The 23,292-nt window shown below is 63.0% G+C and carries 18 protein-coding genes and 1 riboswitch; of the genes, 13 read left to right on the top strand and 5 right to left on the bottom strand.

Annotated features, from left to right (window positions below):
• Positions 1-7: 7 nt before the first annotated feature.
• From KI243_RS15625 to KI243_RS15585, 9 genes are all read left to right on the top strand, one after another.
• Entirely contained in the window at positions 8-3,187 is a 3,180-nt protein-coding gene (locus tag KI243_RS15625; RefSeq protein ID WP_212811115.1) for an efflux RND transporter permease subunit, read from the top strand.
• A complete protein-coding gene (locus KI243_RS15620; protein WP_177082371.1) occupies positions 3,184-4,608 on the top strand; it encodes a TolC family protein in 1,425 nt (474 codons plus the stop codon). Before KI243_RS15625 ends, KI243_RS15620 begins: the two co-directional genes overlap by 4 nt.
• Positions 4,609-4,845: 237 nt before the next feature.
• Positions 4,846-6,114, top strand: coding sequence for an HAF family protein (locus KI243_RS15615; protein WP_212811114.1), 1,269 nt, complete (start codon positions 4,846-4,848; stop codon positions 6,112-6,114).
• 59 nt (positions 6,115-6,173) lie between these two features.
• Positions 6,174-6,542: a hypothetical protein gene (locus tag KI243_RS15610; RefSeq protein ID WP_177082367.1), complete on the top strand. Its 369-nt coding sequence runs from the start codon at positions 6,174-6,176 to the stop codon at positions 6,540-6,542.
• Between the two features lie 186 nt (positions 6,543-6,728).
• Complete coding sequence (locus tag KI243_RS15605) at positions 6,729-8,834, top strand: EAL domain-containing protein (protein WP_177107874.1); 2,106 nt, start codon at positions 6,729-6,731, stop codon at positions 8,832-8,834.
• Positions 8,835-8,949: 115 nt separating this feature from the next.
• Positions 8,950-9,849 (top strand): bestrophin family protein, encoded by a 900-nt coding sequence (locus KI243_RS15600; protein ID WP_212811113.1) that lies wholly within the window; start codon positions 8,950-8,952, stop codon positions 9,847-9,849.
• 76 nt (positions 9,850-9,925) lie between these two features.
• Positions 9,926-10,981 carry a HEAT repeat domain-containing protein gene (locus KI243_RS15595; RefSeq protein WP_177107872.1) on the top strand — a complete coding sequence of 352 codons (1,056 nt, stop codon included), beginning with the start codon at positions 9,926-9,928 and terminating at the stop codon, positions 10,979-10,981.
• Positions 10,982-11,093: 112 nt separating this feature from the next.
• Positions 11,094-12,596: an ATPase domain-containing protein gene (locus KI243_RS15590; protein WP_177107871.1), complete on the top strand. Its 1,503-nt coding sequence runs from the start codon at positions 11,094-11,096 to the stop codon at positions 12,594-12,596.
• Entirely contained in the window at positions 12,593-14,266 is a 1,674-nt protein-coding gene (locus KI243_RS15585; RefSeq protein WP_177107870.1) for an ATP-binding protein, read from the top strand. The genes KI243_RS15590 and KI243_RS15585 overlap by 4 nt, the downstream gene beginning before the upstream one ends.
• A 21-nt stretch (positions 14,267-14,287) precedes the next feature.
• Here the strand turns inward: KI243_RS15585 and KI243_RS15580 are convergent, their stop codons facing one another.
• The 5 genes from KI243_RS15580 to KI243_RS15560 form a co-directional block, all read right to left on the bottom strand.
• The gene (locus KI243_RS15580; protein WP_017127260.1) at positions 14,288-14,665 is read right to left on the bottom strand and encodes a response regulator; all 378 of its coding nucleotides are present in this window, start codon (positions 14,663-14,665) and stop codon (positions 14,288-14,290) included.
• A gap of 65 nt (positions 14,666-14,730) precedes the next feature.
• A complete protein-coding gene (locus KI243_RS15575) occupies positions 14,731-15,924 on the bottom strand; it encodes a hybrid sensor histidine kinase/response regulator (protein ID WP_212811112.1) in 1,194 nt (397 codons plus the stop codon).
• A complete protein-coding gene (locus KI243_RS15570) occupies positions 15,918-16,523 on the bottom strand; it encodes a chemotaxis protein CheB (protein ID WP_212811111.1) in 606 nt (201 codons plus the stop codon). Before KI243_RS15570 ends, KI243_RS15575 begins: the two co-directional genes overlap by 7 nt.
• On the bottom strand, positions 16,520-17,335 hold the full coding sequence (locus KI243_RS15565; RefSeq protein WP_017127263.1) for a protein-glutamate O-methyltransferase CheR: 816 nt from the start codon (positions 17,333-17,335) through the stop codon (positions 16,520-16,522). The genes KI243_RS15570 and KI243_RS15565 overlap by 4 nt, the downstream gene beginning before the upstream one ends.
• Complete coding sequence (locus tag KI243_RS15560; protein ID WP_177107867.1) at positions 17,335-20,826, bottom strand: response regulator; 3,492 nt, start codon at positions 20,824-20,826, stop codon at positions 17,335-17,337. The genes KI243_RS15565 and KI243_RS15560 overlap by 1 nt, the downstream gene beginning before the upstream one ends.
• A gap of 257 nt (positions 20,827-21,083) precedes the next feature.
• Between KI243_RS15560 and KI243_RS15555 the strand changes: the two genes are divergently transcribed.
• The 4 genes from KI243_RS15555 (at position 21,084) to KI243_RS15540 (ending at position 23,244) form a co-directional block, all read left to right on the top strand.
• Positions 21,084-21,443 (top strand): response regulator, encoded by a 360-nt coding sequence (locus KI243_RS15555; RefSeq protein WP_177083183.1) that lies wholly within the window; start codon positions 21,084-21,086, stop codon positions 21,441-21,443.
• Between the two features lie 127 nt (positions 21,444-21,570).
• A riboswitch (cobalamin riboswitch) is annotated at positions 21,571-21,796 on the top strand.
• Positions 21,797-21,893: 97 nt separating this feature from the next.
• A complete protein-coding gene (locus KI243_RS15550) occupies positions 21,894-22,079 on the top strand; it encodes a CbtB-domain containing protein (RefSeq protein ID WP_212811110.1) in 186 nt (61 codons plus the stop codon).
• Between the two features lie 41 nt (positions 22,080-22,120).
• Positions 22,121-22,822, top strand: a complete 702-nt coding sequence (locus KI243_RS15545; protein WP_177107866.1) for a CbtA family protein — start codon at positions 22,121-22,123, stop codon at positions 22,820-22,822.
• A complete protein-coding gene (locus KI243_RS15540) occupies positions 22,819-23,244 on the top strand; it encodes a cobalamin biosynthesis protein (RefSeq protein ID WP_212811109.1) in 426 nt (141 codons plus the stop codon). Before KI243_RS15545 ends, KI243_RS15540 begins: the two co-directional genes overlap by 4 nt.
• The last annotated feature ends 48 nt before the right edge of the window (positions 23,245-23,292 follow it).

Genomic DNA, 23,292 nt, shown 5'->3' with positions numbered 1-23,292 from the left:
ACACACGATGAATTTTTCCCAGTTCTTCATATCAAGACCGATCTTCGCAGCGGTACTCTCGCTGCTGATCCTGATCGCCGGTGCGATCTCGCTGTTCCAGTTGCCGATCAGCGAATACCCGGAAGTGGTTCCGCCGACCGTGGTGGTACGCGCCAACTTCCCCGGCGCCAACCCCAAGGTCATCGGTGAAACCGTGGCCGCGCCCCTGGAACAGGCCATCACCGGCGTCGAGAACATGCTCTACATGTCCTCGCAGTCCACCGCCGACGGCAAGCTGACCCTGACCATCACCTTCGCCCTGGGCACCGACCTGGACAACGCGCAGGTGCAGGTGCAGAACCGCGTGACCCGGACCGAGCCGAAACTGCCGGTCGAAGTGACCCGTATCGGTATCACCGTCGACAAGGCCTCGCCCGACCTGACCATGGTTGTGCACTTGACCTCGCCGGACAAGCGCTACGACATGCTCTACCTGTCCAACTACGCCTTGCTCAATATCAAGGATGAGCTGGCCCGCCTGGGCGGTGTCGGTGACGTGCAGCTGTTCGGCATGGGCGACTACTCCCTGCGGGTATGGCTCGATCCGAACAAGACCGCCTCGCGCAACCTGACCGCCACCGATGTGGTCAACGCCATTCGCGAGCAGAACCGCCAGGTCGCGGCCGGTCAACTGGGCGCGCCTCCGGCGCCTACCGCCACCAGCTTCCAGATGTCGATCAACGCCCAGGGCCGCCTGGTCTCCGAGGAAGAGTTCGAGAACATCGTGATCCGTGTCGGCGACGACGGCGAAATCACCCGTCTCAAGGACATCGCCCGGGTCGAGCTCGGCTCCAGCCAGTACGCCCTGCGCTCGCTGCTGAACAACCAGCCGGCGGTGGCGATCCCGATCTTCCAGCGTCCAGGCTCCAACGCCATCGAGATTTCCAACGAAGTGCGCGCCAAGATGGCCGAGCTGAAGAAGGACTTCCCCGAAGGCATGGACTTCAGCATCGTCTACGACCCGACCATCTTCGTGCGCGGCTCCATCGAAGCGGTGGTGCACACCCTGTTCGAAGCCCTGATCCTCGTGGTCCTGGTGGTGATCCTGTTCCTGCAGACCTGGCGTGCCTCGATCATTCCGCTGGTCGCCGTACCGGTATCGCTGATCGGTACCTTCGCCATCATGCACATGTTCGGCTTCTCGCTTAACGCGCTGTCGCTGTTCGGCCTGGTACTGGCGATCGGTATCGTGGTGGACGACGCCATCGTGGTGGTGGAAAACGTCGAGCGGAACATCGGCCTGGGCCTCAGCCCGATCGAAGCCACCAAGCGTGCCATGCGTGAAGTGACCGGCCCCATCATCGCCACGGCACTGGTGCTCTGTGCGGTGTTTATCCCGGCGGCCTTCATCTCCGGCCTGACCGGCCAGTTCTACAAGCAGTTCGCCCTGACCATCGCCATCTCGACCGTGATCTCGGCGTTCAACTCCCTGACCCTGTCGCCGGCCCTGGCCGCGGTATTGCTCAAGGACCACCACGCCCCGAAAGATCGCTTCTCGAAGGTTCTCGACGCGCTGCTGGGTGGCTGGTTGTTCCGTCCGTTCAACCGCTTCTTCGACAAGGCCAGCCATGGTTATGTCGGCGCCGTGACCCGTGTCATCCGGGTCAGCGGCGTCGCCCTGGTGCTGTATGCGGGCCTGATGGTCCTGACCTGGCTCGGCTTCTCCAGCACCCCGACCGGCTTCGTGCCAGGCCAGGACAAGCAGTACCTGGTGGCCTTCGCCCAACTGCCGGACGCGGCCAGCCTGGACCGTACCGAAGACGTGATCAAGCGCATGTCCGACCTGGCCCTGAAACAGCCTGGCGTGGAAAGCGCGGTGGCCTTCCCCGGCTTGTCGATCAACGGTTTCACCAACAGCCCGAACGCCGGCATCGTGTTCGTCACCCTCAAGCCGTTCGACGAGCGCAAGGACCCGAGTGAATCGGCCGGCGCCATCGCCGGTGCCTTGAACGGCAAGTTCGCCGGGATCCAGGAAGCCTACATGGCGATCTTCCCGCCACCGCCGGTACAAGGCCTGGGCACCATCGGCGGGTTCCGACTGCAGATCGAAGACCGGGGCAACCTGGGCTATGAAGAGCTGTACAAGGAAACGATGAACATCATCACCAAGAGCCGCAGCGTGCCGGAGCTGGCCGGGTTGTTCACCAGCTACACCGTCAACGTGCCGCAGGTGGATGCCGCCATCGACCGCGAAAAGGCCAAGACCCACGGCGTGGCCGTCAGTGACATCTTCGACACCCTGCAGGTCTACCTGGGTTCGCTGTATGCCAACGACTTCAACCGCTTCGGTCGTACCTATCAGGTCAACGTCCAGGCCGAACAGCAGTTCCGCCTCGAGTCCGACCAGATCGGCCAGCTGAAAGTACGCAACAACAAGGGCGAGATGATCCCGCTGGCGACCTTCATCAAGGTCAGCGACACCTCCGGGCCGGACCGCGTGATGCACTACAACGGCTTCATCACCGCCGAAATCAACGGCGCCGCGGCACCGGGCTACAGCTCCGGCCAGGCCCAGGCGGCCATCGAGAAACTGCTGAAGGACGAACTGCCCAACGGCATGACCTACGAGTGGACCGACCTGACCTACCAGCAGATCCTCTCGGGCAATACCGCACTGCTGGTGTTCCCGCTCTGCGTACTGCTGGCGTTCCTGGTACTGGCGGCACTGTATGAAAGCTGGAGCCTGCCGCTGGCGGTGATCCTGATCGTACCGATGACCCTGCTGTCGGCGATTGCCGGGGTGATTGCCTCCGGTGGCGACAACAACATCTTCACCCAGATCGGCTTGATCGTACTGGTGGGCCTGGCGTGCAAGAACGCGATCCTGATCGTCGAGTTCGCCAAGGACAAGCAGGAAGAAGGCCTCGATCCGCTGAGCGCGGTACTGGAAGCCTGCCGCCTGCGTCTGCGGCCGATCCTGATGACCTCCGTCGCGTTCATCATGGGTGTGGTACCCCTGGTGTTCTCCAGCGGTGCCGGTGCCGAGATGCGTCATGCCATGGGTGTGGCGGTGTTCTCCGGGATGCTCGGCGTGACCTTCTTCGGTCTGCTGCTGACCCCTGTGTTCTATGTATTGATCCGCCGCTCTGTCGAGCGTAGTGAAGCTCGCAAGGCAGCCCGGGCCCTCAAGCTGGAGGCGCAACAATGAGCAGTATGAAGGCCTTTCTCCCGAGCCTGCTGGTACTGGCGCTGAGCGCCTGTGCCGTCGGCCCGGACTACAAGACCCCTGACACGGCGGCGGCGAACATCACCGCCGCCACCGATGGCAGCGCCGGCCAGAAGAATTTCGACCGCGCCCGCTTCGAAGGTATCTGGTGGCAGCAGTTCGACGATCCGACCCTCAACAAGCTGGTGACCCAGTCCCTGGCCGGCAACCGTGAGTTGCGCGTCGCCTTCGCCCGCCTGAAAGCGGCGCGGGCGATCCGCGATGACGTCAGCGATGACGCCATGCCGACCATCACCAGCCGTGCCAGTGCCGATCTGGGCAAGGGCCAGGTACCGGGCCAGACCGAGAGCCGGGTCAATAGCGAACGCTATGACCTGGGCCTGGACATGGCCTGGGAGGTCGACCTGTTCGGCCGTATCCAGCGCAGCCTGGAAGCCGCCGACGCCGACCAGCAGTCGGCCGAAGCCGATCTGTACCAGTTGCAGGTGACCATGATTGCCGAGCTGGTGGATGCCTACGGGCAACTGCGCGGTGCGCAATTGCGGGAAAAGATCGCCCTGGCCAACCTGAAGAACCAGCAGGAATCCAAGGGCATCACCGAAAGCCTGCGTGACGCAGGGGTCGGCGACCAGCTCGATGTGGTCCGTGCCGATGCCCGCCTCGCGGCGGTCGAAGCCAGCGTGCCGCAACTGCAGGCCGAACAGGTCCGCGAGCGCAATCGCATCGCTACCCTGCTCGGCGAGCGCCCGGATACGCTGTCGGTGGACTTGAGTCCGAAGGACCTGCCGGCGATCTCCAAGGCCCTGGCCATCGGCAATCCGGGTGAGCTGCTGCAACGCCGTCCGGATATCCTCAGCGCCGAGCGCAAGCTGGCCGCCGCCACCGCGCGGATCGGCGTGGCCAAGGCCGACCTGTTCCCACGGGTCAGCCTCAGCGGCTTCCTCGGCTTTACCGCCGGACGGGGTTCGCAGATCGGCTCTTCGGCCGCCAATGCCTGGGCCCTTGGCCCGAGCATCACCTGGCCGGCGTTCAACCTGGGCAGCGTGCGGGCCCGCCTGCGCGGCGCCAATGCCGAAGCCGAAGGCGCCCTGGCTACCTACGAGCAGCAAGTGCTGCTGGCCCTGGAAGAATCGCAGAACGCCTTCAGTGACTACGGCAAGCGTCAGCAACGCCTGATCTCGCTGATCCGCCAGAGCGAGTCGAGCCGCACCGCCGCCGACCTGGCCGCGATCCGCTACCGCGAAGGCACCGTGGACTTCCTGGTACTGCTCGATGCCCAGCGCGAACGCCTGGCCGCCGAAGACAGCCAGGCCCAGGCCGAGACCGACCTGTATCGCGGCATCGTCGCGATCTACAAGGCCCTGGGTGGCGGCTACGCGCCGCAGACCGTCGCCAGTAACTGATTCAAACTCTCCTGGTTGGATGCCCCTCCAACCGCTTCGGCCCCGCGCCCCTTCGGTCGCGGGGCTTTTTTTCGTCCACAAATAACACCCGGCGATAGTGTTACAAGATATTTCATCAGCTTCGAAATGCTCTAAGGAACTGTCATTTCTGACAGTTACCGGCGCGATGAACCGAGGGGTACGGTAAGGACGCGCATAGATCGTGCGCGCACACTCATCATCGCAAGGAGAAGCGTTATGAAACTCCCCTCTCGTCTTGTTACCTCACTCGGCTTGGTGGTCGCGAGTGTCAACCTCGCGACAGTGGTCCAGGCTGCCACCTGGAACGATAACGCCAGCAATTCCACTGTTCTCAGCAGCCGCTTCACCGCGGGCAACGATTATCATTATTTTGTGGGCAAATCCATGTCGGTGGGTTTTTTCGAGTCAGCGCTGGTGGACACTCTGTCTGGCGGGGCAACGGCTCTCCCGCCCTTGTTCACCTCCGCCAGTGGAGACCCGGGAGCCTGTGCCGCCGGTGCAATCAGCAATGCCCCAGCAAGCACGGCCGTGATCGTCGGTACCTGTGAAGACAGTCTCGAAGTGAACCAGGCGGTCAAATGGTCGGTCAACAATCTCACCGCGCCCCCTCAGCAACTGCAACCGCTGCCCCTGCTCGCCGGCCTGCGCCTGGTACCCGACGTGCAGACCGAGGCGGCGGCCGTCAACCTCGCGGGTGTCGTGGCGGGCATCAGTATCAGCCCCACCGGTGAAGCCACGCCGGTGGTGTGGAGTTCCACCGGGGCCGCGAACAGCCTGCTGCCACCGCTGCTCGGCTCGGTCAGCAACTGCAGTCCGGCGGACATCAGTGATGCGGCAACGCCAGCGATTATCGGCAATTGTCCGGCCGGTACAGGTGGTTCGGGGAAAAACCGCGCCGTGCTCTGGGCCAATGCCAGCTCCGGCTATACCGTGCTGCCTGTGCCCAGTGGGGCCAGCTACTGCGTCGCCAGTGAAATCAATCTGAGCGGAAAAATCCTCGGTACCTGTTATTACGTACCCGATACCTATAAAACCGTGCAGTGGCCGGCCGGCGGTGCCAGCGCGCCGACGGTGATGCTGACCATCAACGGCAACACCTCGCTGCGTAACTCCGGGGTCGCCATGAATGCGTCAGGGCAGATCGCCGGCAACCGGCTGAAATCCGGCGGCTTTACCACCGGGTTCTTCTGGGACCCCGCCACCGGTACCAACGGGATTCCGGTCCCACTCCTGGCCGGTAGCGCCAGAGCCACCGCCAAGGCCATCTCCGACAACGGCATCATCGTCGGTTGCGGTGAAGTGGCGGGCGTCAGCGAAGCCTTCACTTACCACAGCTCCGGCGGCACCCTCCTGGCAATCAGCCCCCTGGGAGCCGGTGGCAACGACTGTGCCGACGCCATTTCTCCCAATGGGGCCTATACCGCCGGCGTCAGCGAAGACGCCAGCGTCAGCGAGCAGGACGATGGGGTTATTTTCAACAACTAGCACAAAAGCCGTTCTGGCTTCCATCGAAGCGCATCGGCTTGATCCGGAGGAATACTGAAATGACTGCTATCGCTCTTTGCCCGTCGGACTGTTCCCGTCACGCCAGGGCGTTGCGTACCCGGCCCCGCAAAAGGGGATTTGCCGTGGCCATGCTGATCGCGATGGGCGTAGCCTGCCCGCTGATCGCCACCTCCAGCCACGCCGCGCCCCTTTGCCGGTACACCTGTAGCACCAACGTTGCCGTCAGGCCCACCGGTTATTCCGCGGGCTTCCATGCCGGCTACACCGCGGGACAGGTGGACGGCTATGCAGCCGGGCGCAATACCTATGCCGCCGGCTACGCGGCGGGCTACAACTACGGCTTCGCCGTCGGTTACAACCGCGGCCAGAACGCCAACACGCCACCTTACGGCCAGATGCGTTACTGAAATCGATCAGGTGGTCGCGACATCCTTGCCGGACTCCCACCGAGCAGCCCCGAGCGCCTTTGGCCTCGGGGCTTTTTCCATCGGCGGCTTGGCCTTTTCGGGGCATCTCGGGATATGCTCGCGTCCAGGGGACCAGCCTGATGGCCATATGCCCCATCAAGACTGAAAGTCTAAAGGGGTTGGACAATGTCACAGTCAGTCTTCAAGTTGTTCCTGACCAATCGCCTGGCGGCGCTGGCCGGCGCCGACTCGTTGCGGGCCATTCGCGAAGGGCTGCTCTGGCTGTTGCCGTGCCTGCTGGTTTCGGCCGCCTTCCTCGTGCTGTCGGTGTGTGCCCGGCTGCTGGGCGCGCCGGATGAGCTGGTGGACTTCCTCGCCGGGCTGCACGAGAAGATCAGCGGCACCCTGCCCCTGCTGGTCGCCGCCTCGATCGGCTACATGCTCGCGATCCGCTACCGCTTGCCGCAGGTGCCGGTGGCGTTCCTGTGCCTGACCCATGTGGTGATCGCGATCTACCTGCTGCAGGACTATCCCCGCGCCGCCGCGACGCTGGTGCTGTTTATCGCCATCGCCTCGCCGCTGGTCAACGTGCCGATCATTGCCCGGCTCTACCGCCAGCCCTGGCTGCGGCTGGTACGGGAAAACGTGGTCGGCTACAACGTGCGCGACAGCATCAATGTGGTGATTCCGGGTCTGTTGACCGCGGCGATGCTGGTGATGGTGCTGTCGCTGCTGCTGGAGATCCCCAGCGTCGCCCAGATGCAGGTGCCCTTCGACCTGACGGCACTCGACCATCCCTATGGCTATGGGCTGCTGATCAGCGCGACCAACTCGATGCTGTGGTTCTTCGGCATCCACGGCGCCCATGCCATGCAGCCGCTGTTCGACGTCCTTGACCTGGCGGTGACGGTCAACCAGCTCAACGTCGCCGCCGCCGAGCCGGCCCGCTATGCGCTCAACAGCGGCCTGCTGGGTTGCTTCGCCTTCACCGGCGGCTCCGGCGCCTCGCTGTCGCTGATCGTTGCCATCCTGCTGTTTTCCCGCGACCGCTCCCTGCGCCTGCTGGCCCTGGCCGCGACGCCGTTGTCGCTGTTCAATGTCAACGAGATCCTGCTGTTCGGGCTGCCGATCATTCTCAACCCAAGGCTGTTCCTGCCCTTTCTCATCGCGCCCATGCTCAATACCGTGCTGGCGGTGGCGGCCGTGCAGGCCGGCTGGGTCGCGCCGGTGGTGACCGGCATGCCGCTGACTTCGCCGGTGCTGCTCAATGCCTACCTGAGCACCAACGGCGACTGGGCGGCCGTGGTCCTGCAACTGGTACTCGTCGCCGTCGGCTGCCTGGTGTACGCGCCGTATGTGATTGCCCTGCATCGCCAACAGGCCGAAGAGCAGAACATCTACATCAGGTCCTTCGACACTACCTTTCGCAGCCTCGAGGAAAAGGGTCGGCTGTTCGAGCTCGACCCGGTGGTCGCCGCGCACCGCAACGAGGCCCGGCGCACCGAGGAGCTGGAACGTATCCGGCTCATCAGCGAATACGAATTCCACCTGGAATTCCAGCCGCAGATATCCAAGGTGAGCGGCCTGTGCATCGGTTGCGAGGCCTTGATGCGTGCCCGTGACAAGGACGGCCGTGCCCAGCAGCCCTGGGAATTTCTCAGATGGCTGGCCCAGGCCAACCTGATGGCCGATGTCGACCTGTGGGTCGCCTCCCAGGCGCTGGAGCAATATCGGCGCTGGCAGAAGATCGGCTTCGAACTGCCGATGACCATCAACGTCACGGCCGCGACCCTGAGCACGCCCGAGCACGGCGAACGCCTGCTGGAGATTCTCGCCCAGGCCCACGGGCGGATTTCCGTCGAGTTGACCGAGGATGCGCTGGTCGGCGACGTGCAGTTGATCCACCGCCTGATCGAAGGCCTGCACGGCTTCGGCGCCAAACTGTACATCGACGATTTCGGCACCGGCTATTCGGCCCTGAGCTACCTGCACCAGTTCAGGATCGATGGCATCAAGATCGACCGCAGCTTTGTCGTCGCCCACCGTCATGCCAATGGCGCACGGGTCCTGAGCGGCATGCTGCGGCTGTGCGAAACCCTCGACCTCGACATCATCGTCGAAGGCGTGGAAACCCGGGAGCAGTACGACGCCTTGCAGTCCTCCCGCGAACTGGTGATCCAGGGCTGGTATTTCAGCAAGGCGATCAGCGCGACACAGATGCCGGCATTTGTTCTGCAGCGCCAGGAACTGGCTGCCGGCGAACGGCTGTTGATATTGCCGAACAACGCATGAGCGCCTCGATGATAGACAGCCTCGATCAAGTTGTCGGGCAGAGCGATTGGACAAACAGGCCGGCGGCTTCTAGTCTGGCCCGGCGTAACCCCCGCGCTGCTGCCAGTCCCTTCCCATGATCGTGCGTCCCAAGCCGAACCTGATCGGCATCCTGTTTTCCCTGAAAGGCTCGATTGCCAAGCGGATTGCCCTGCGCAGCCTGCTGGTGACATTGCTGGCCTCGGTCATCGTGCTCGTGGAAACCTGGCACCCGGCCTACTTTTCCAAGGTCAACGCCACGCCATTCACCCTGCTCGGGCTGTCGCTGTCGATCTTCATGAGCTTTCGCAACAACGCCTGCTACGACCGCTGGTGGGAAGGCCGCAAGCAACTGGGGCAGATGATCATCGAGGTGCGCTCGCTGATCCGCGAAAGCCAGGTGTTCACCGACACCGCCGAGCGCCAGGCCCTGCTGCGCGACCTCTGCGGCTTTGCCCATGGTCTGATCGCCCGCCTGCGCCTGGAAGACGAGCACGCCGCCGTGCGCGAGTGGGCCATGCAGCCGCCGCCGCAGAACCATCCGAATATCACCGACCACCTCTTGCAGCAAATCGGTGCGCGCTGCTCGCGCCTGGCGCAACAGGGTCAGCTCGGCGAATGGCGCTATACGGTTTTTGCCGCCCGGCTGGCCAGCCTGAGCCAGGTCCAGGCCAGTTGCGAGCGGATCAAGCACACTCCGCTGCCCTTCCCCTATACCCTGTTGCTGCACCGCACCATCTATCTGTTCTGCATCCTGCTGCCATTCGCCATGGCCGAACCCCTGGGCTGGTTGACGCCGGTGTTTACCGCGATTGTCAGCTACACCTTTTTCGGCCTCGACGAGATCGGCGACGACCTCGAGGACCCGTTCGGTTTCGACGAGAACGACCTGCCGTGCAATGCACTGCTGCGCACGGTCGAGCGGGAGATTCTCGCCAGCCTCGGCGAAACCGAGCTGCCACCGCCCCTGGAACCCATCGAGTACGTGCTCAACTGATCGCGGGTTTGACTCCGAAGCGCTCCTGGCCGAAGCTGGCGGCTCTGGGAAAAGCCTGCCAGCTCACGGACACTGCATGACCAAGCCCCGCCGTTACCTGATCATCAGCCTGCTTGTCTTCCTGATCCTGGGCCTTGCCTGGCACTGGATGCGCAGTCCGACCGCGGTGCCCGCGAAAACCCCGCATGTCAATTACGGCCGCGCCCTGGAACAGGCGCACAACGGCCAGCCGGGCGCCGCGCGGGTTCTCTACCAGCAACTGGCGCGCACCGACCTGTCGGATATCCGCCGGGCCGCGCTGCATGCCGAATTGCCCAACTATCCCAGCCCCCAGGCATTGAAACTGGCCGACGCGGATTTGCAGAGCCCTTCGGCGCTGGTCCGCGAGGCGGCGATCCAGAGCATCGTCGGCCTGGTGCCGGGGGCGCAGCGCAGCCTGTTGCTCGGGCCGGTGCTGGAGGACAGCGAGCAGGAGGTACGCTTTGCCGCGGCCAACGCCATGCTCGGTTTATCACCGGACGACCAGGGCCTGTATTTCGGCCCGCTGCAACAGGTGGTCGACGAATATGAACGCACCCTCAAGGCCCAGCCGGAGAGTGCCGATGCCCAGTTCCAACTGGCCCGCCTGTACCTGCACGAAGGGCAACTGGACGAGGCCCAGCAGTCGCTCGAACGCATGTCGCAGCTGGAACCGAACAACCTCAGGGCAGTGGTCGCGCGCGTCGAACTGCTGGACAAGCGCGGCCAGCCGGACCAGGCCCGACAACTGCTGGCCCGGCAACTGGAGGTGCAGCCACAGTCGGCCTATCTGCAACATGCCCTGGGCATCTGGCTGCTGCACCATGGCCAGACCGAGTATGCCCTGCTGGGCCTGGCCAAGGCCGTGGAGCTGGAACCGGACAACACCGAATACCGCTACAAGCTCGCCACCACCCTGCACGACCTGCACCAGCTCGAAGCGGCCCAGCGCCAGCTCGAAGAGCTGGTCCAGCGCCATCCGGCGAACCGCAAGGCCCGCGTGCTGCTGATCAGCTACTGGAAGGAAAGCGGTCAGTTGCAGAACGTGCAGATCCTGCTGGCGCAGCTGGAACAGCAGAATCCCGACGATCCCGCCCTGCAACAGGGACTGTGAAGCGCCAGGAAAAAGACTGAACACCTCGTGAATCCGAAGGTCAAGTGAACAGACGGCGTCAAAAGGTCACGCGCCTGGACACCGCCACCTCCCAGTCACATGAGGCGATTCCTTGACTACATCAGTAGCGTCGATCACGACCAAAGCCGCCACCGGCGTCGAAGGCCTGGATGATATCCTGTCCGGCGGCCTGTCCCGCGGGCATGTCTTCCTGCTCGAAGGCGAACCCGGCACCGGCAAGACTACCGTGGCCCTGCACTTCCTTCTCGCCGGTGCGAGAGCCGACGAACGCTCGTTGTATATCACCCTGTCGGAAACCGAGCGCGAACTGCGCCAGGGCGCCCGCTCCCATGGCTGGACGCTGGACGAAAACATCGAGATTTTCGAGCTGACACCACCGGAAAGCCTGCTCAACGCCGACCATCAGCAAAGCCTGCTGTATTCCTCGGACCTGGAACTGGGCGAGGCCACCCGGCAGATATTCGAAGTGGTCGAACGGGTCAAGCCGACCCGCGTGGTCCTCGACAGCCTCTCCGAAATCCGCCTGCTGGCGCAGAGTTCGCTGCGTTACCGCCGGCAGATCCTGGCGATCAAGCACTACTTCGTGCGGTATGACGCCACGGTCCTGCTGCTCGACGACCTGACCACCGAGTCTCTCGACAAGACCGTGCACAGCGTCGCCCACGGCGTTATCCGCCTCGAGGAACTGACCCCCAACTACGGTGCCGAGCGGCGCCGCGTCCGGGTGGTCAAGTACCGGGGCCAGAAGTACCGCGGCGGCTATCACGACTTCACCATCAGCGGCGATGGCGTGCATGTGTTTCCCCGCCTGGTGGCGGCCGAACATCGCGGCCAGTACGTGCGCCGGCAACTCACCAGCGGTATCGCCGAGATGGATGCATTGCTCGGCGGCGGCATCGAAACCGGTTCCAGCACCCTGATCCTCGGCCCCGCCGGTACCGGCAAGTCGCTGATCGCCATGCTCTTCGCCGCCGCGGCGGTGGCCCGCGGGGAAAAGGCCGCGCTGTTCATTTTCGACGAGGAACTGGGCCTGCTGTTCGAGCGCATGAAGAATATCGGCATCGACCTCCAGGCCCTGCGCGAGACCGGCAACCTGTGGATCGACCAGGTCGATGCCGCCGAGCTCTCTCCCGGCGAGTTCTCCCACCGGGTGCGGCGCTGCGTGGATGAGCGCGGCATCAAGACCGTGGTGATCGACAGTATCAACGGCTACCAGGCCGCCATGCCGGAAGAGAACGCGCTGATCCTGCACATGCATGAACTGCTGCTGTACCTCAACCGCCAGGGCGCCGCGACCTTCATGACCGTCGCCCAGCACGGACTGGTCGGCGACATGCAGGCACCGGTGGATATCACCTACCTGGCCGATACCGTGATCCTGCTGCGTTACTTCGAGGCCCTGGGCAAGGTTCGCCGGGCCATCTCGATCATCAAGAAGCGCACCGGAGCCCATGAATCGACCATCCGCGAGTACCGCATCAGTGACCGTGGCATGACCATCGGCGAGCCCCTGGAAGCCTTCCAGGGCGTGTTGCGCGGCGTGCCCACCTATCTGGGTGAGGGCCTGCCGTTGCTCAAGGACGGAGGCTTGTGACCCTGCCGGACGCAGTTTCCGAACGAGCGATCATCCTGGCACCCTGGGGTCGCGACGGCCAGATCGCGCGGATGATTCTCGCCGAGGCCGGCTTCCCCGGCGTGATCGCCACGAGCCTGGCGACCTTGTGTGGCGAGCTGGAGCGTGGCGCCGGCCTGTTGATCGTGGCGGCCGAGGCCCTGCACGAGACGGACATGGAGCCACTGTTGCAGCACCTGCAGGAACAACCGGCGTGGTCGGACCTGCCCATTGTGCTGATGACCCATCACGGCGGCCCTGATCGGTCGCCCTCTTCCCGTCTCGGCGCGCAACTGGGCAACGTCAGCTTCCTGGAACGCCCCTTTCACCCGGTGACGCTGATCAGCCTGGTGACCTCGGCCATTCGTGGGCGCCGCCGACAGTACGAGGCCCGTGACCGGCTGATCGACCTGAGCCAGAGCGAACGGCGCCTCAAGGACACCCTGGAGACCCTGGAACAGCAGGTCGAGGAGCGCACCGCCCAACTGCGCCATAACGAAGAAGCGTTGCGCCAGTCGCAGAAGATGGAGGCGGTCGGCCAGTTGACCGGCGGCATCGCCCACGACTTCAACAATATGCTGACCGGCATCATCGGCAGCCTCGAACTGCTCAAGCGGCGCCTGGCCCGCGGGCGCCTGGAAGATCTCGACAGCCTGATCGACCTCGGCGTGACCTCGGCCAACCGCGCCGCCGGCCTGACCCACCGCTTGCTGGCGTTCTCCCGACGCCAGTCACTGGATTCCAAGCCGGTGAACATGAACGAACTGGTCAGGTCCATGGGCGAGCTGCTGCATCGCAGCCTCAATGAAAGCATCGACCTGCAGATGGTCCTCGGCGAACCGCTGTGGACCGCCGAAGCGGACCCCAATCAACTGGAAAGCGCCCTGCTCAACCTGGTGCTCAATGCCCGCGACGCCATGCCCGATGGCGGGCACCTGCAGGTGGTCACCTTCAACCAGACACTGGACCCGGTCTTCACCGAAACCGAGGGCCACCTGGCGCCGGGGGACTATGTCGTGCTGCAGGTCCGCGACAGCGGCTGCGGCATGCCGGAGAGCGTGATCAGCCGGGCATTCGACCCGTTCTTCACGACCAAGCCCATCGGCCAGGGGACCGGTCTCGGCCTGTCGATGATCTACGGGTTCAGCAAGCAATCCCACGGCCATGTGTCCATCGACAGCACGCCGGGCCAGGGCACTTCGGTCAACCTCTACCTGCCCCGCTACCAGGGCAGCGCGGCGGCCCAGGACGACGCGGTGCACCTGTTGCAGGCAGCGCACGCCGAAGACGGCGAAACCGTGCTGATCGTCGAGGACGACCCGGCGGTACGGGTATTGGTCTGCGAGGTGCTGAGCGAACTGGGCTATGCCTTCGTCGAAGCCGCGAGTGCCGACAGCGCCATGCCGATTCTCGACTCCGGCCAGCGCATCGACCTGCTGATCAGCGACGTCGGCCTGCCAGGCATGAACGGCCGGCAACTGGCGGAGATCGGCCGGCAATTGCGGCCCGGGCTCAAGGTGCTGTTCATCACCGGTTATGCCGAACATGCCGCGGTGCGGGGCGGTTTTCTCGACCCCGGCATGCAGATGATCACCAAGCCCTTCACCTTCGATCTGCTGACCGCCCGGGTGCGGGAGATGATCAATGCCTGACGGCCTCTGCGGGAGCGGAGTTCAGGCCAGCAGGCGCTGGATCTGCTCCTGTAGCTTGTCGAGGTCGAAGGGCTTGGCCAGGATCGGCGCGGTCCGGGTGATCGGGCTGTCCGTCTCGAGAATCTCCGCCGGATAGCCGCTGATGAAAATCACCTTCAGGTCCGGGCGCAGCTTGACCGCCGGCTCCGCGATATCGACCCCGGAAACCCCGCCGGGCAGGCGGAAGTCCGTCACCATCAGGTCCAGGTTGGGCTTGGTCGCGAGGATCTTGAACGCTTCCTCGCCGTTCGCCGCCTGCAGGACCCGATAGCCCTCGCCGGCCAGATAGTGCGACAACACCAGCAGGATCGAGGGCTCGTCCTCGACGATCAGGACGACGTCTTGTGCATCTTCACTCATGGAAAGCCTTCATTCTCAAGATTGCTGCCAATACGACCATCCCCCCGCCGAGAGGTTGCGTCGCTCTACGGGTTTTCCTGCAACGGCAGACAGACACAGAAGGTGGCGCCTTCGCCAAGGGTGCTCCGCAGCTTGATGGTACCGCCATGGGCGTTGACGATCTGTTCGGAAATAAACAGGCCCAGCCCGAGACCGGCGGCCACATGGCTGGCCGAAACCCGCTCGAACTGCTGGAAGATGCGTTTCTGGTTGTCCTCGCTGATACCGATGCCATGGTCGCGCACTTCAACCCGCGCCTCGCCATCCTGTGCGTAGACCCGTACATCGATCGGGCTTTTCGCGCCGTAGCGCAAGGCATTGGTCAACAGGTTGGAGATCACCTGTTCGATACGGAACTCGTCCCAGCAGCCTACTATCGGCTCCGCGGCCTGGAAGTTGAGGGTCGACTCGGCGGCCTCCACCTGGGGTGCGAAGCCTTCGAGCAACTTGGCGACCAGTTGGGAAAGATCGAAGCGGCTGGGACGGATCGACAGCTTGCCGGTGCGGATGCGTGACACATCGAGCATGTCCTCGATCAGCCGGATCAGGCTCTTGATCTGTCGCTCGTCGCGCTCGACCATGGCGTGCATCTTGTCCAGGCTGAAGGCGGCCGCGTTGTCCTTGGCCAGGTGCATCTTGCGCAACTGGGTTTCGAGGATCAGCCCATTGAGCGGCGTGCGCACCTCATGGGACACGATCGACATGAAGTCATCGCGCATGCGGATCGCGTGCCGCAGCTCTTCCTGGGTCGCCCGCAGCTCCTTGAGCAGCGCCTCCTGTTCGTGGCGGCTCTGCTCCAGGGCCTCGACCTGCTGCTTCATGGCCTTGCTCTGGCGATACAGCTCGACGAAGACATTGACCTTGCTCTTCACCGCATGGGTGTCGAGGGGCTTGTAGAGAAAATCCACCGCGCCGCTTTCATAGCCCTTGAAGGCATAGTTGAGCTCACGCCCGGCGGCACTGACAAAAACGATGGGAATGCTCCGGGTCTTCTCGGTGCCGCGCATCAGTTCGGCCAGCTCGAAGCCATTCATGCCCGGCATCTGCACGTCGAGAATGGCCATGGCGAACTCGTGCTGCAACAGCAGCGACAGCGCCTCATCGGCCGACAGGGCCTTGTAGACGATGCGGTCCTCGCGCTTGATCAGCGCTTCCAGCGCCAGCAGATTTTCCGGCAGATCGTCGACGATCAGCAGTTTGGCCTGGATAGTAGTTAGCATGCGATTCGTTCCAGCTCGACAAGCAGACGGCCGATGCCGCGCAAAGGGAGAATATAGTCAGGTTCGTGCAAGGCCAAGGCGGCTTCGGGCATGGTCGCCACCCGCGCTTCGTGCGGGTCCTGCACCACGGTCAGGCCACCCCGAGCCTTGACCAGGGCCAACCCGCGGGCGCCGTCATGGTTGGCGCCGGTCAGCAGCACCGCCATCAGGCGCGCTTCATAGGCATCGGCGCAGGACTCGAACAGGTAATCGATGGAGGGGCGCGAGTGGTGCACGCGCTCCTCGCGACTGAAGGAAAAACTGCGGTCGCGCTCCACCGACAGATGATAACCGGGCGCGGCGAAATACAGGGTTCCCGGACTCACCGGCTCCTTGTCGTCAGCCTCCTTGACCGGCAGCCGCAGGCGCCGGGAGAAAACCTCGGCCAGTTGGCTGCGACGCTGCTCGGGCATATGCAGCACGACAATGATCGGCAGGCCGAAACCGGCCGGCAGCTCACCGAACACGGTCAGCAGGGCCTCGACGCCGCCGGCCGAAGCGCCGACCGCAATGGCGTCGACACGCTGTCGCTGGGTGAACTCAAGGGCCAGTTCGTTCATAGCTTGCGATAGATCCGCTCTTGCTTGATCAGGGGTTCGAACTGCTTGCCAAAGGGCGAGAAATCCAGGGTTTCCTTGCTGCCAAGCACCAGGAAACCACGATGGCAGAGCGACTCATGGAACAAACCAAAGGCACGATCCTGAAGCTTTTTATTGAAGTAAATCAATACGTTACGACATGAAATTAATTGAGTTTCAGAGAATACGCTGTCGGTGGCCAAGCTGTGATCGGCAAAGGTCACGTTCTCACGCAGGGTCTTGTCGAAAATCGCATAGCCATAGGCTGCCGTGTAGTACTCGGAAAACTCCCGCTGGCCGCCGGCCTGCAGGTAGTTCTGGGTATAGGCACGCACGTTGTCCAGGGAAAAGATGCCTTGCTTGGCCTTTTCCAGGGAGCTGGGGTTGATATCGGTGGCGTAGATGATCGTGCGCTCCAGCAAGCCCTCTTCCCGCAGCAGGATCGCCATGGAGTAGACCTCCTCGCCCGTGCTGCAACCGGCGATCCAGATCTTGATCGATGGATAGGTCTTGAGCAGCGGCACCACTTCCTGGCGAATGGCCAGGAAGTGGCTGGGATCGCGGAACATCTCGCTGACCGGTATGGTCAGGAACTGCAGCAGTTGCATGAACGCCGTCGGATCGTGCAGCACCCGTTCCTGCAGGGCGGAGATGGTCGCGCAGTCGAATTGGCGCAGGGCATGGTTGACCCGGCGCTTGATCGACGCGCCGGAATAGTCGCGAAAGTCATAGCTGTATTTGAGGTAGATAGCCTCGATCAACAGACGCAGTTCGATATCGAAGTTTTGCTCCACTAGATCCTTTCCATTTTCGGCAGCCACACGCGAATCAGCGAGAACAGGCGATCCAGGTCGATGGGCTTGGCCAGGTAATCGTTGGAGCCGGCCTGCAGGCAGCGCTCCTGATCGTCCTTCATGGCCTTGGCCGTGATCGCGATGATCGGCAGCTTGCGCCAGCGCGGTTCCTTGCGGATTTCCACGGTCGCTTCGTAGCCATCCATTTCCGGCATCATCACATCCATCAGTACCAGGTCGATGTCATCGACTTCGTTGAGTTTTTCAATCGCCTCGCGGCCGTTACGGCCGATCTCGACGATCGCGCCCTTGTGCTCCAGGGCACTGGTCAGGGCGAAGATATTGCGCACGTCATCGTCCACCAGCAGGATCTTGCGACCCTCGAAGACCTTGTCGCGGCTGCGGGCGGTCTTGAGCATGCGCTGACGTTCATGGGACAACTGCGATTCGACTTTGTGCAGAAACAATGTCACTTCATCGAGCAGGCGCTCGGGCGAACGGGCGCCCTTGATGATGATCGAACGCGAATACTTGCGCAGGTCGGCCTCTTCGTCGCGGGTCAGGTTGCGCCCGGTATAGACGATCACCGGCGGAAACGAACGGATGTCTTCGGTGGACATGCGCTTGAGCAACTCGTTGCCGAGCATGTCCGGCAGCTTGAGGTCGATGATCATGCAGTCGTAGACGTTCTCGCGCAGCAGCTCCAGCGCATCCTGGGCCAGGCCTACCGCGGTGATCTCGATATCCTCGTCACCGATCAGCCGCGCGATGCTGTCGCGTTGCAGGTCATCGTCTTCGACCAGCAGCACACGCTTGACCTTCTGGGTCAGCTTGGCTTCGAGCCGGGAGAAAATCTCCTTGAGTTCGTCGCGGGTGGTCGGCTTGACCGCGTACCCCATGGCCCCCATGTGCATGGCGGCTTCGACGCGGTCCTCGACGGAGATCACGTGCACCGGGATATGCCGGGTCGCCGCCTGTTCCTTGAGGCGTTGCAGCACGGTCAGGCCGGAATGATCGGGCAGGCGCATGTCCAGCAGGATCGCGTCCGGGATGAACTGGGCCGCCAGGGAGAAACCTTCATCGGCGCCATGGGCGACCAGGCACTGGTAGCCCAGCTCATGGGCCAGGTCGTAGAGAATCTGGGCAAAGCTCTGCTCATCCTCGATCACCAGGATGCAGCGCGTGCCGAACGGCGCCTTGTCACGATCGTCGGCAAACCGCGCAACCGGGGCTTCAATCGCCACGGGAGGCTCGCTGCGCACGCTGGCGACCATGACCGACGGCACATGCACCGGGGCCTGGACCACCGGGGTCCCCTCATCGGCTTCGACATAACGTTCCGGCAGTGCCAGGGTGAACACACTGCCCTGTCCCGGCTCGCTGGCGACGCTGATGGAACCGCCGAGCAAGGCGGCCAGGTCGCGGGAAATCGACAAGCCCAGGCCGGTGCCGCCATAACGGCGATTGGTGGTGCCATCGGCCTGGCGGAACGCTTCGAAGATGCTTTCATGCTGCTCGGGGGCAATGCCGATTCCGGAGTCGCGCACGGTAAAGGCAACCCCCACGCCCGGCTGGCGCGAGACACTCAGGCTGACCAGGCCTTTTTCGGTGAACTTCACCGCATTCGACAGCAGGTTCTTCAGCACCTGCTCCAGGCGCTGGCGGTCGGTGAACAACATCACCGGGGCGCCATCCTGGATCTCCACGGTGAAATCCAGTTGCTTTTCACCGGCCAACGGCTGGAACAGGTCGCGCAGCCCCTCCACCAGGCGCGCCACACTGGTGTTTTCCGGGCGCACTTCAAGCTTGCCGGCCTCGACCTTGGAAATGTCGAGAATGTCGTTGATCAGATTCAACAGATCGTTGCCGGCGGAATAGATCGACTCGGCGAACTTGACCTGTTCGTCGGTGAGATTGTCCTGGGGGTTCTCCGCCAGCAGCTTGGCCAGGATCAACGAGCTGTTGAGCGGCGTACGCAACTCATGGGACATGTTGGCGAGGAATTCGGACTTGTACTTGCTCGACCGCTGCAACTCCTCGGCACGCTCTTCCAGCTGGGCCTGGGCCTGGTTCAACTCGCCGTTCTTGCGGTCCATGGCGTCGCGCTGCTCGGCCAGGGCCAGGGCCTGCTCGGCCAGTTGCTCGTTGGTCTGCTCCAGTTCGGTCTGCTGGGTCTCCAGGTGAACCTGGGACTCCTTGAGCACCCGTGACTGTTCCTCCAGTTCTTCGTTGGCGGTCTTCAGTTCTTCCTGCTGGACCTGCAACTCTTCGTTGAGCTGCTGGGTCTCGGCCAGGACTTCCTGCAGGCGCTGGCGGTAGCGGGCCGCTTCGATGGAGGTGCCGATATTGTCGGCGATCAGGTCTAGCAGCTCGATGTCACGCTCGTTGAGCCCCCGCAGGAAACCCAGTTCGATCACGCCGTTGACCCGTTCGTCGTTGGTGGTCGGCACCACCAGTACGCTGCGCGGCGAGCCCTCGCCGAGTCCGGAGCTGACCTTGAAGTAATCGCCCGACACTTCGTCAAGGCGGATCAACTGCCCCTGGGTCGCGGCCTGGCCGACAATCCCCTCGTCGGTGAAGATTTCCTGTTCCTGTTGTTCCTGTTCGCGAGAGAAACCATAACTGGCCACGCGCCGCAGGCCACCATGGTCTTCGCGCACATAGAGCGCGGCCACAGCGGTCCCCAGGTACTGCGCGCAGAACTGCAGGATATTGCGTCCCAGCAGGTTGAGGCTCAGTTGGCCAAGCACCTGCTCGGCCAGTTCGGTCTGGCCGCTGCGCAGCCATGCCTGTTTCTCGAGGCGCTCGGCACTCCTTAGTTGTGACGCGAGGTTTTTGCTGTAACTATCTGAAAGACTTAATAAATCTTTTCGACCGACATAAGCAAGCAAGGCACTCAAGCCCAGTACGAAGACGAGGTAGAGGCCAATGGTCCAGAGGGTGGTGCGACTGACATCCTCGTTGCGCGTAAGGCGCAACTGCTGCTCGGTAGCGACGGCACTGTCATATTCGTTGCGAATCTCGTCGCTCAGGCGCTTGCCGCGCCCGGCCTGTACCGCGCCCCGATAGTCACCGTTGGAACGCTGCAGGTCGATCATCGACTGCGCGTATTCGGTCCAGGCCCCTTGCAGCGCCTCGATGCGCCGGAACCGGTCGACCTGCTGGGGGTTGTCCGCCACCAACTGCTGCAGTCCGCGCAGCTCGGCGATGATCTTCGGCTTGGCGACCTCATAGGGATCGAGGAAATGCTCATCGCCGGTGATCAGGAACCCGCGCATGCCGGTTTCCAGGTCGACGGACAGCTTCATCGCTTCGTTGGTGGTGTTGATCACCCGATCGGTGTGTTCGACCCACTGGATCACCGAGAGCAGATAGGTGATCAATGAGATGAAAAACACCGCACTGAGTACACCGACACCCAGCGGCAGGCTGACGTTGCGACTCAGGAGTTTGCGAAAGCTCTGCTCATCAACCGAAGACGGTGAATTCATTTCGGGCCTCGGACGAAGTGTTGAAAACAAAGGAGTTTGCCGTAATTCCGCGGAAAAGATCTATTTTTCTCACAGCGTAGAAGGCAATTTCAGACCTCGCACTGCCCTCTACCAAGGAGAACCGCTATCCTGGCTACTTTGTACAGCCGTCTTTTTTTGTACAACGGCGGGAACTTGTGCGGATCGGCGGCTTACTGATGCAAGAGGCGAGCATTTTTCACCCTCCTGCCCGCCTTCATTTTTTTGGGAAGCCCACTATGTGCGCAGCAAACTCCACCATCCTCGTTGTCGAGGACGACACCATTGTCCGCATGCTGATTGTCGATGTGCTGGAGGAACTGGAGTTCAAGGTGCTGGAAGCCAGCAGCAGCGACCTCGCGCTGCAGATCATCAACGACACCGCCTTGCCGATCGACCTGCTGATGACGGATGTCGGGCTGCCCGGCATGGATGGCCGTGAACTGGCGGCAGCGGCGCGCGAGGTCCGGCCGGGGTTGCCCATCCTGTTTGCCAGCGGCTACGCCGAAAGCATCGAGGTGCCGGCCGGCATGCACCTGATCGGCAAGCCGTTCTCCATCGACCAATTGAGAAATAAAATTAAAAATATTATCCAATAAATTGATTTTGTTAGATTTTTTATTCTAGAAATCACTTTAAGTTCCGTTTTCCACGTCACTCGGCCTGCACCGGCGCGCCCCTTGGCCGCATCGGGTTTTATTGACGTACCGGGTAATCGCATGCTTTCCTACCCGCCTTGTTCTGGGTGCCCTTCACAGGGTGAAACGGGAAACCGGTGCGTCGGCCGATCTTTATCGAGCCTGGCAAATCCGGTGCTGCCCCCGCAACGGTAAGCGAGAGAAGCGTCAGATCCACTGTGCCGCCAGCGGCATGGGAAGGCGACGCTTGAAGGTCCGAGCCCTGCTCGAATCCCTCGCAAGCCCGGAGACCGGCCCGGAAATATCGAATAACAAACCTGCGGTGGGCAGGCGCTGTTGAAACCTCCGGGCACCCGCTCGCCGAGGTTTTTTCGCGCTTGGCCGCCTGCTGACATTTCAGAGGGAAGGGCCATGTCGATCACCACCACCAGCCACTCGAGCGCTGCCACAGCCACCCAGAGCCAACGTATCGTCGCCGCCATCGGCGCCAGCATACTCGGCGCACTGCTGGTCTATTTCGCCGGTTTCTCGCATATCGAAGCGGTCCACAACGCCGCCCACGATACCCGTCACAGCTCTGCCTTCCCGTGCCACTGAGCCCTGGCCCGACCATAGCCCGACTATAAGAGAGTACCGACATGATCAAGCGTATCGCCCAGACCGCCGGCTTCACCGGCTTGCTGGCGGCGTTGCTGCTGACCCTGCTGCAAAGCTTCTGGGTCGCCCCGCTGATTCTCCAGGCCGAGACCTACGAGAAAGCACCCGCCAGCGAAGCCCATGAACATACCGACGCCGCCATGGCCGGCCATACCCATGATGAGGAAGCCTGGGAGCCGGAAGACGGCTGGCAGCGTGTGCTCTCCACCACTGGCGGCAATCTGGTGGTCGCCGTCGGCTTCGCCCTGATGCTGGCGGGCCTCTATACCCTGCGCGCACCGAACCGCACTTCCCAGGGCCTGCTCTGGGGCCTGGCCGGTTACGCGACCTTCTGCCTGGCGCCCACCCTCGGCCTGCCGCCGGAACTGCCCGGCACCGCCGCGGCGGACCTGCTGCAGCGGCAGATCTGGTGGGTCGGCACCGCCGCTTCCACTGCTGTCGCCATTGCCCTGGTGGTTTTCGGCAAGCACTGGGCGCTCAAACTGCTGGGCGTGGCGATTGTCGTGGTGCCCCATGTGATCGGCGCCCCGCAGCCGGAAGTTCACTCCAGCCTCGCGCCCGAAGAACTGGAAGCGCAGTTCAAGATCGCCTCGCAACTGACCAACGCGGCGTTCTGGCTGGCCCTGGGCCTGATCAGCGCCTGGTTGTTCCGCCGCAAGACCGAAGACCATTACCCGGCATGAGTGCAACCGGGACGACGCCAACCCTCGCGGTTGGTTTCGGCTGCCGGCAAGGCTGCAGCGCCGCGACCTTGCTGGCATTGCTCGAACAATCGCTGCTGGCCCACCAGATCGACCTCCAGGCGATCAAGGGGTTGGCAAGCATTGATGGCAAGCGGCATGAGCCGGGCCTGCGCGAACTGGCGCAACGCCTCAACCTGCCGTTGCTGTTCTTCAGCGCCGATGAGCTGGCACCTTATGAACCACGGCTGAGCCATCGCTCCAGCCTGGCCTTCGAACGGACCGGCTGCCATGGCGTCGCCGAAAGCGCCGCGCTGGCCCTCGCCGAGCAACTGGGACAAGCCACCGCGAGCCTGCTGATTTCCCGCCGGAAACATCCGCTGGCGACCTTTGCACTGGCCTGGACCGGGCAAAACCCTCGATAATCCCCTTCTCCTGCATGAACGCTGTTCATGTGAAGCCTTGCGCAGCCC

The organism is Pseudomonas sp. Ost2, assembly GCF_018326065.1.
Taxonomy (GTDB): domain Bacteria; phylum Pseudomonadota; class Gammaproteobacteria; order Pseudomonadales; family Pseudomonadaceae; genus Aquipseudomonas; species Aquipseudomonas gingeri.
The sequence above is the reverse complement of the archived record's forward strand: the minus strand, read 5'-3'. Positions and strand labels throughout refer to the sequence as shown.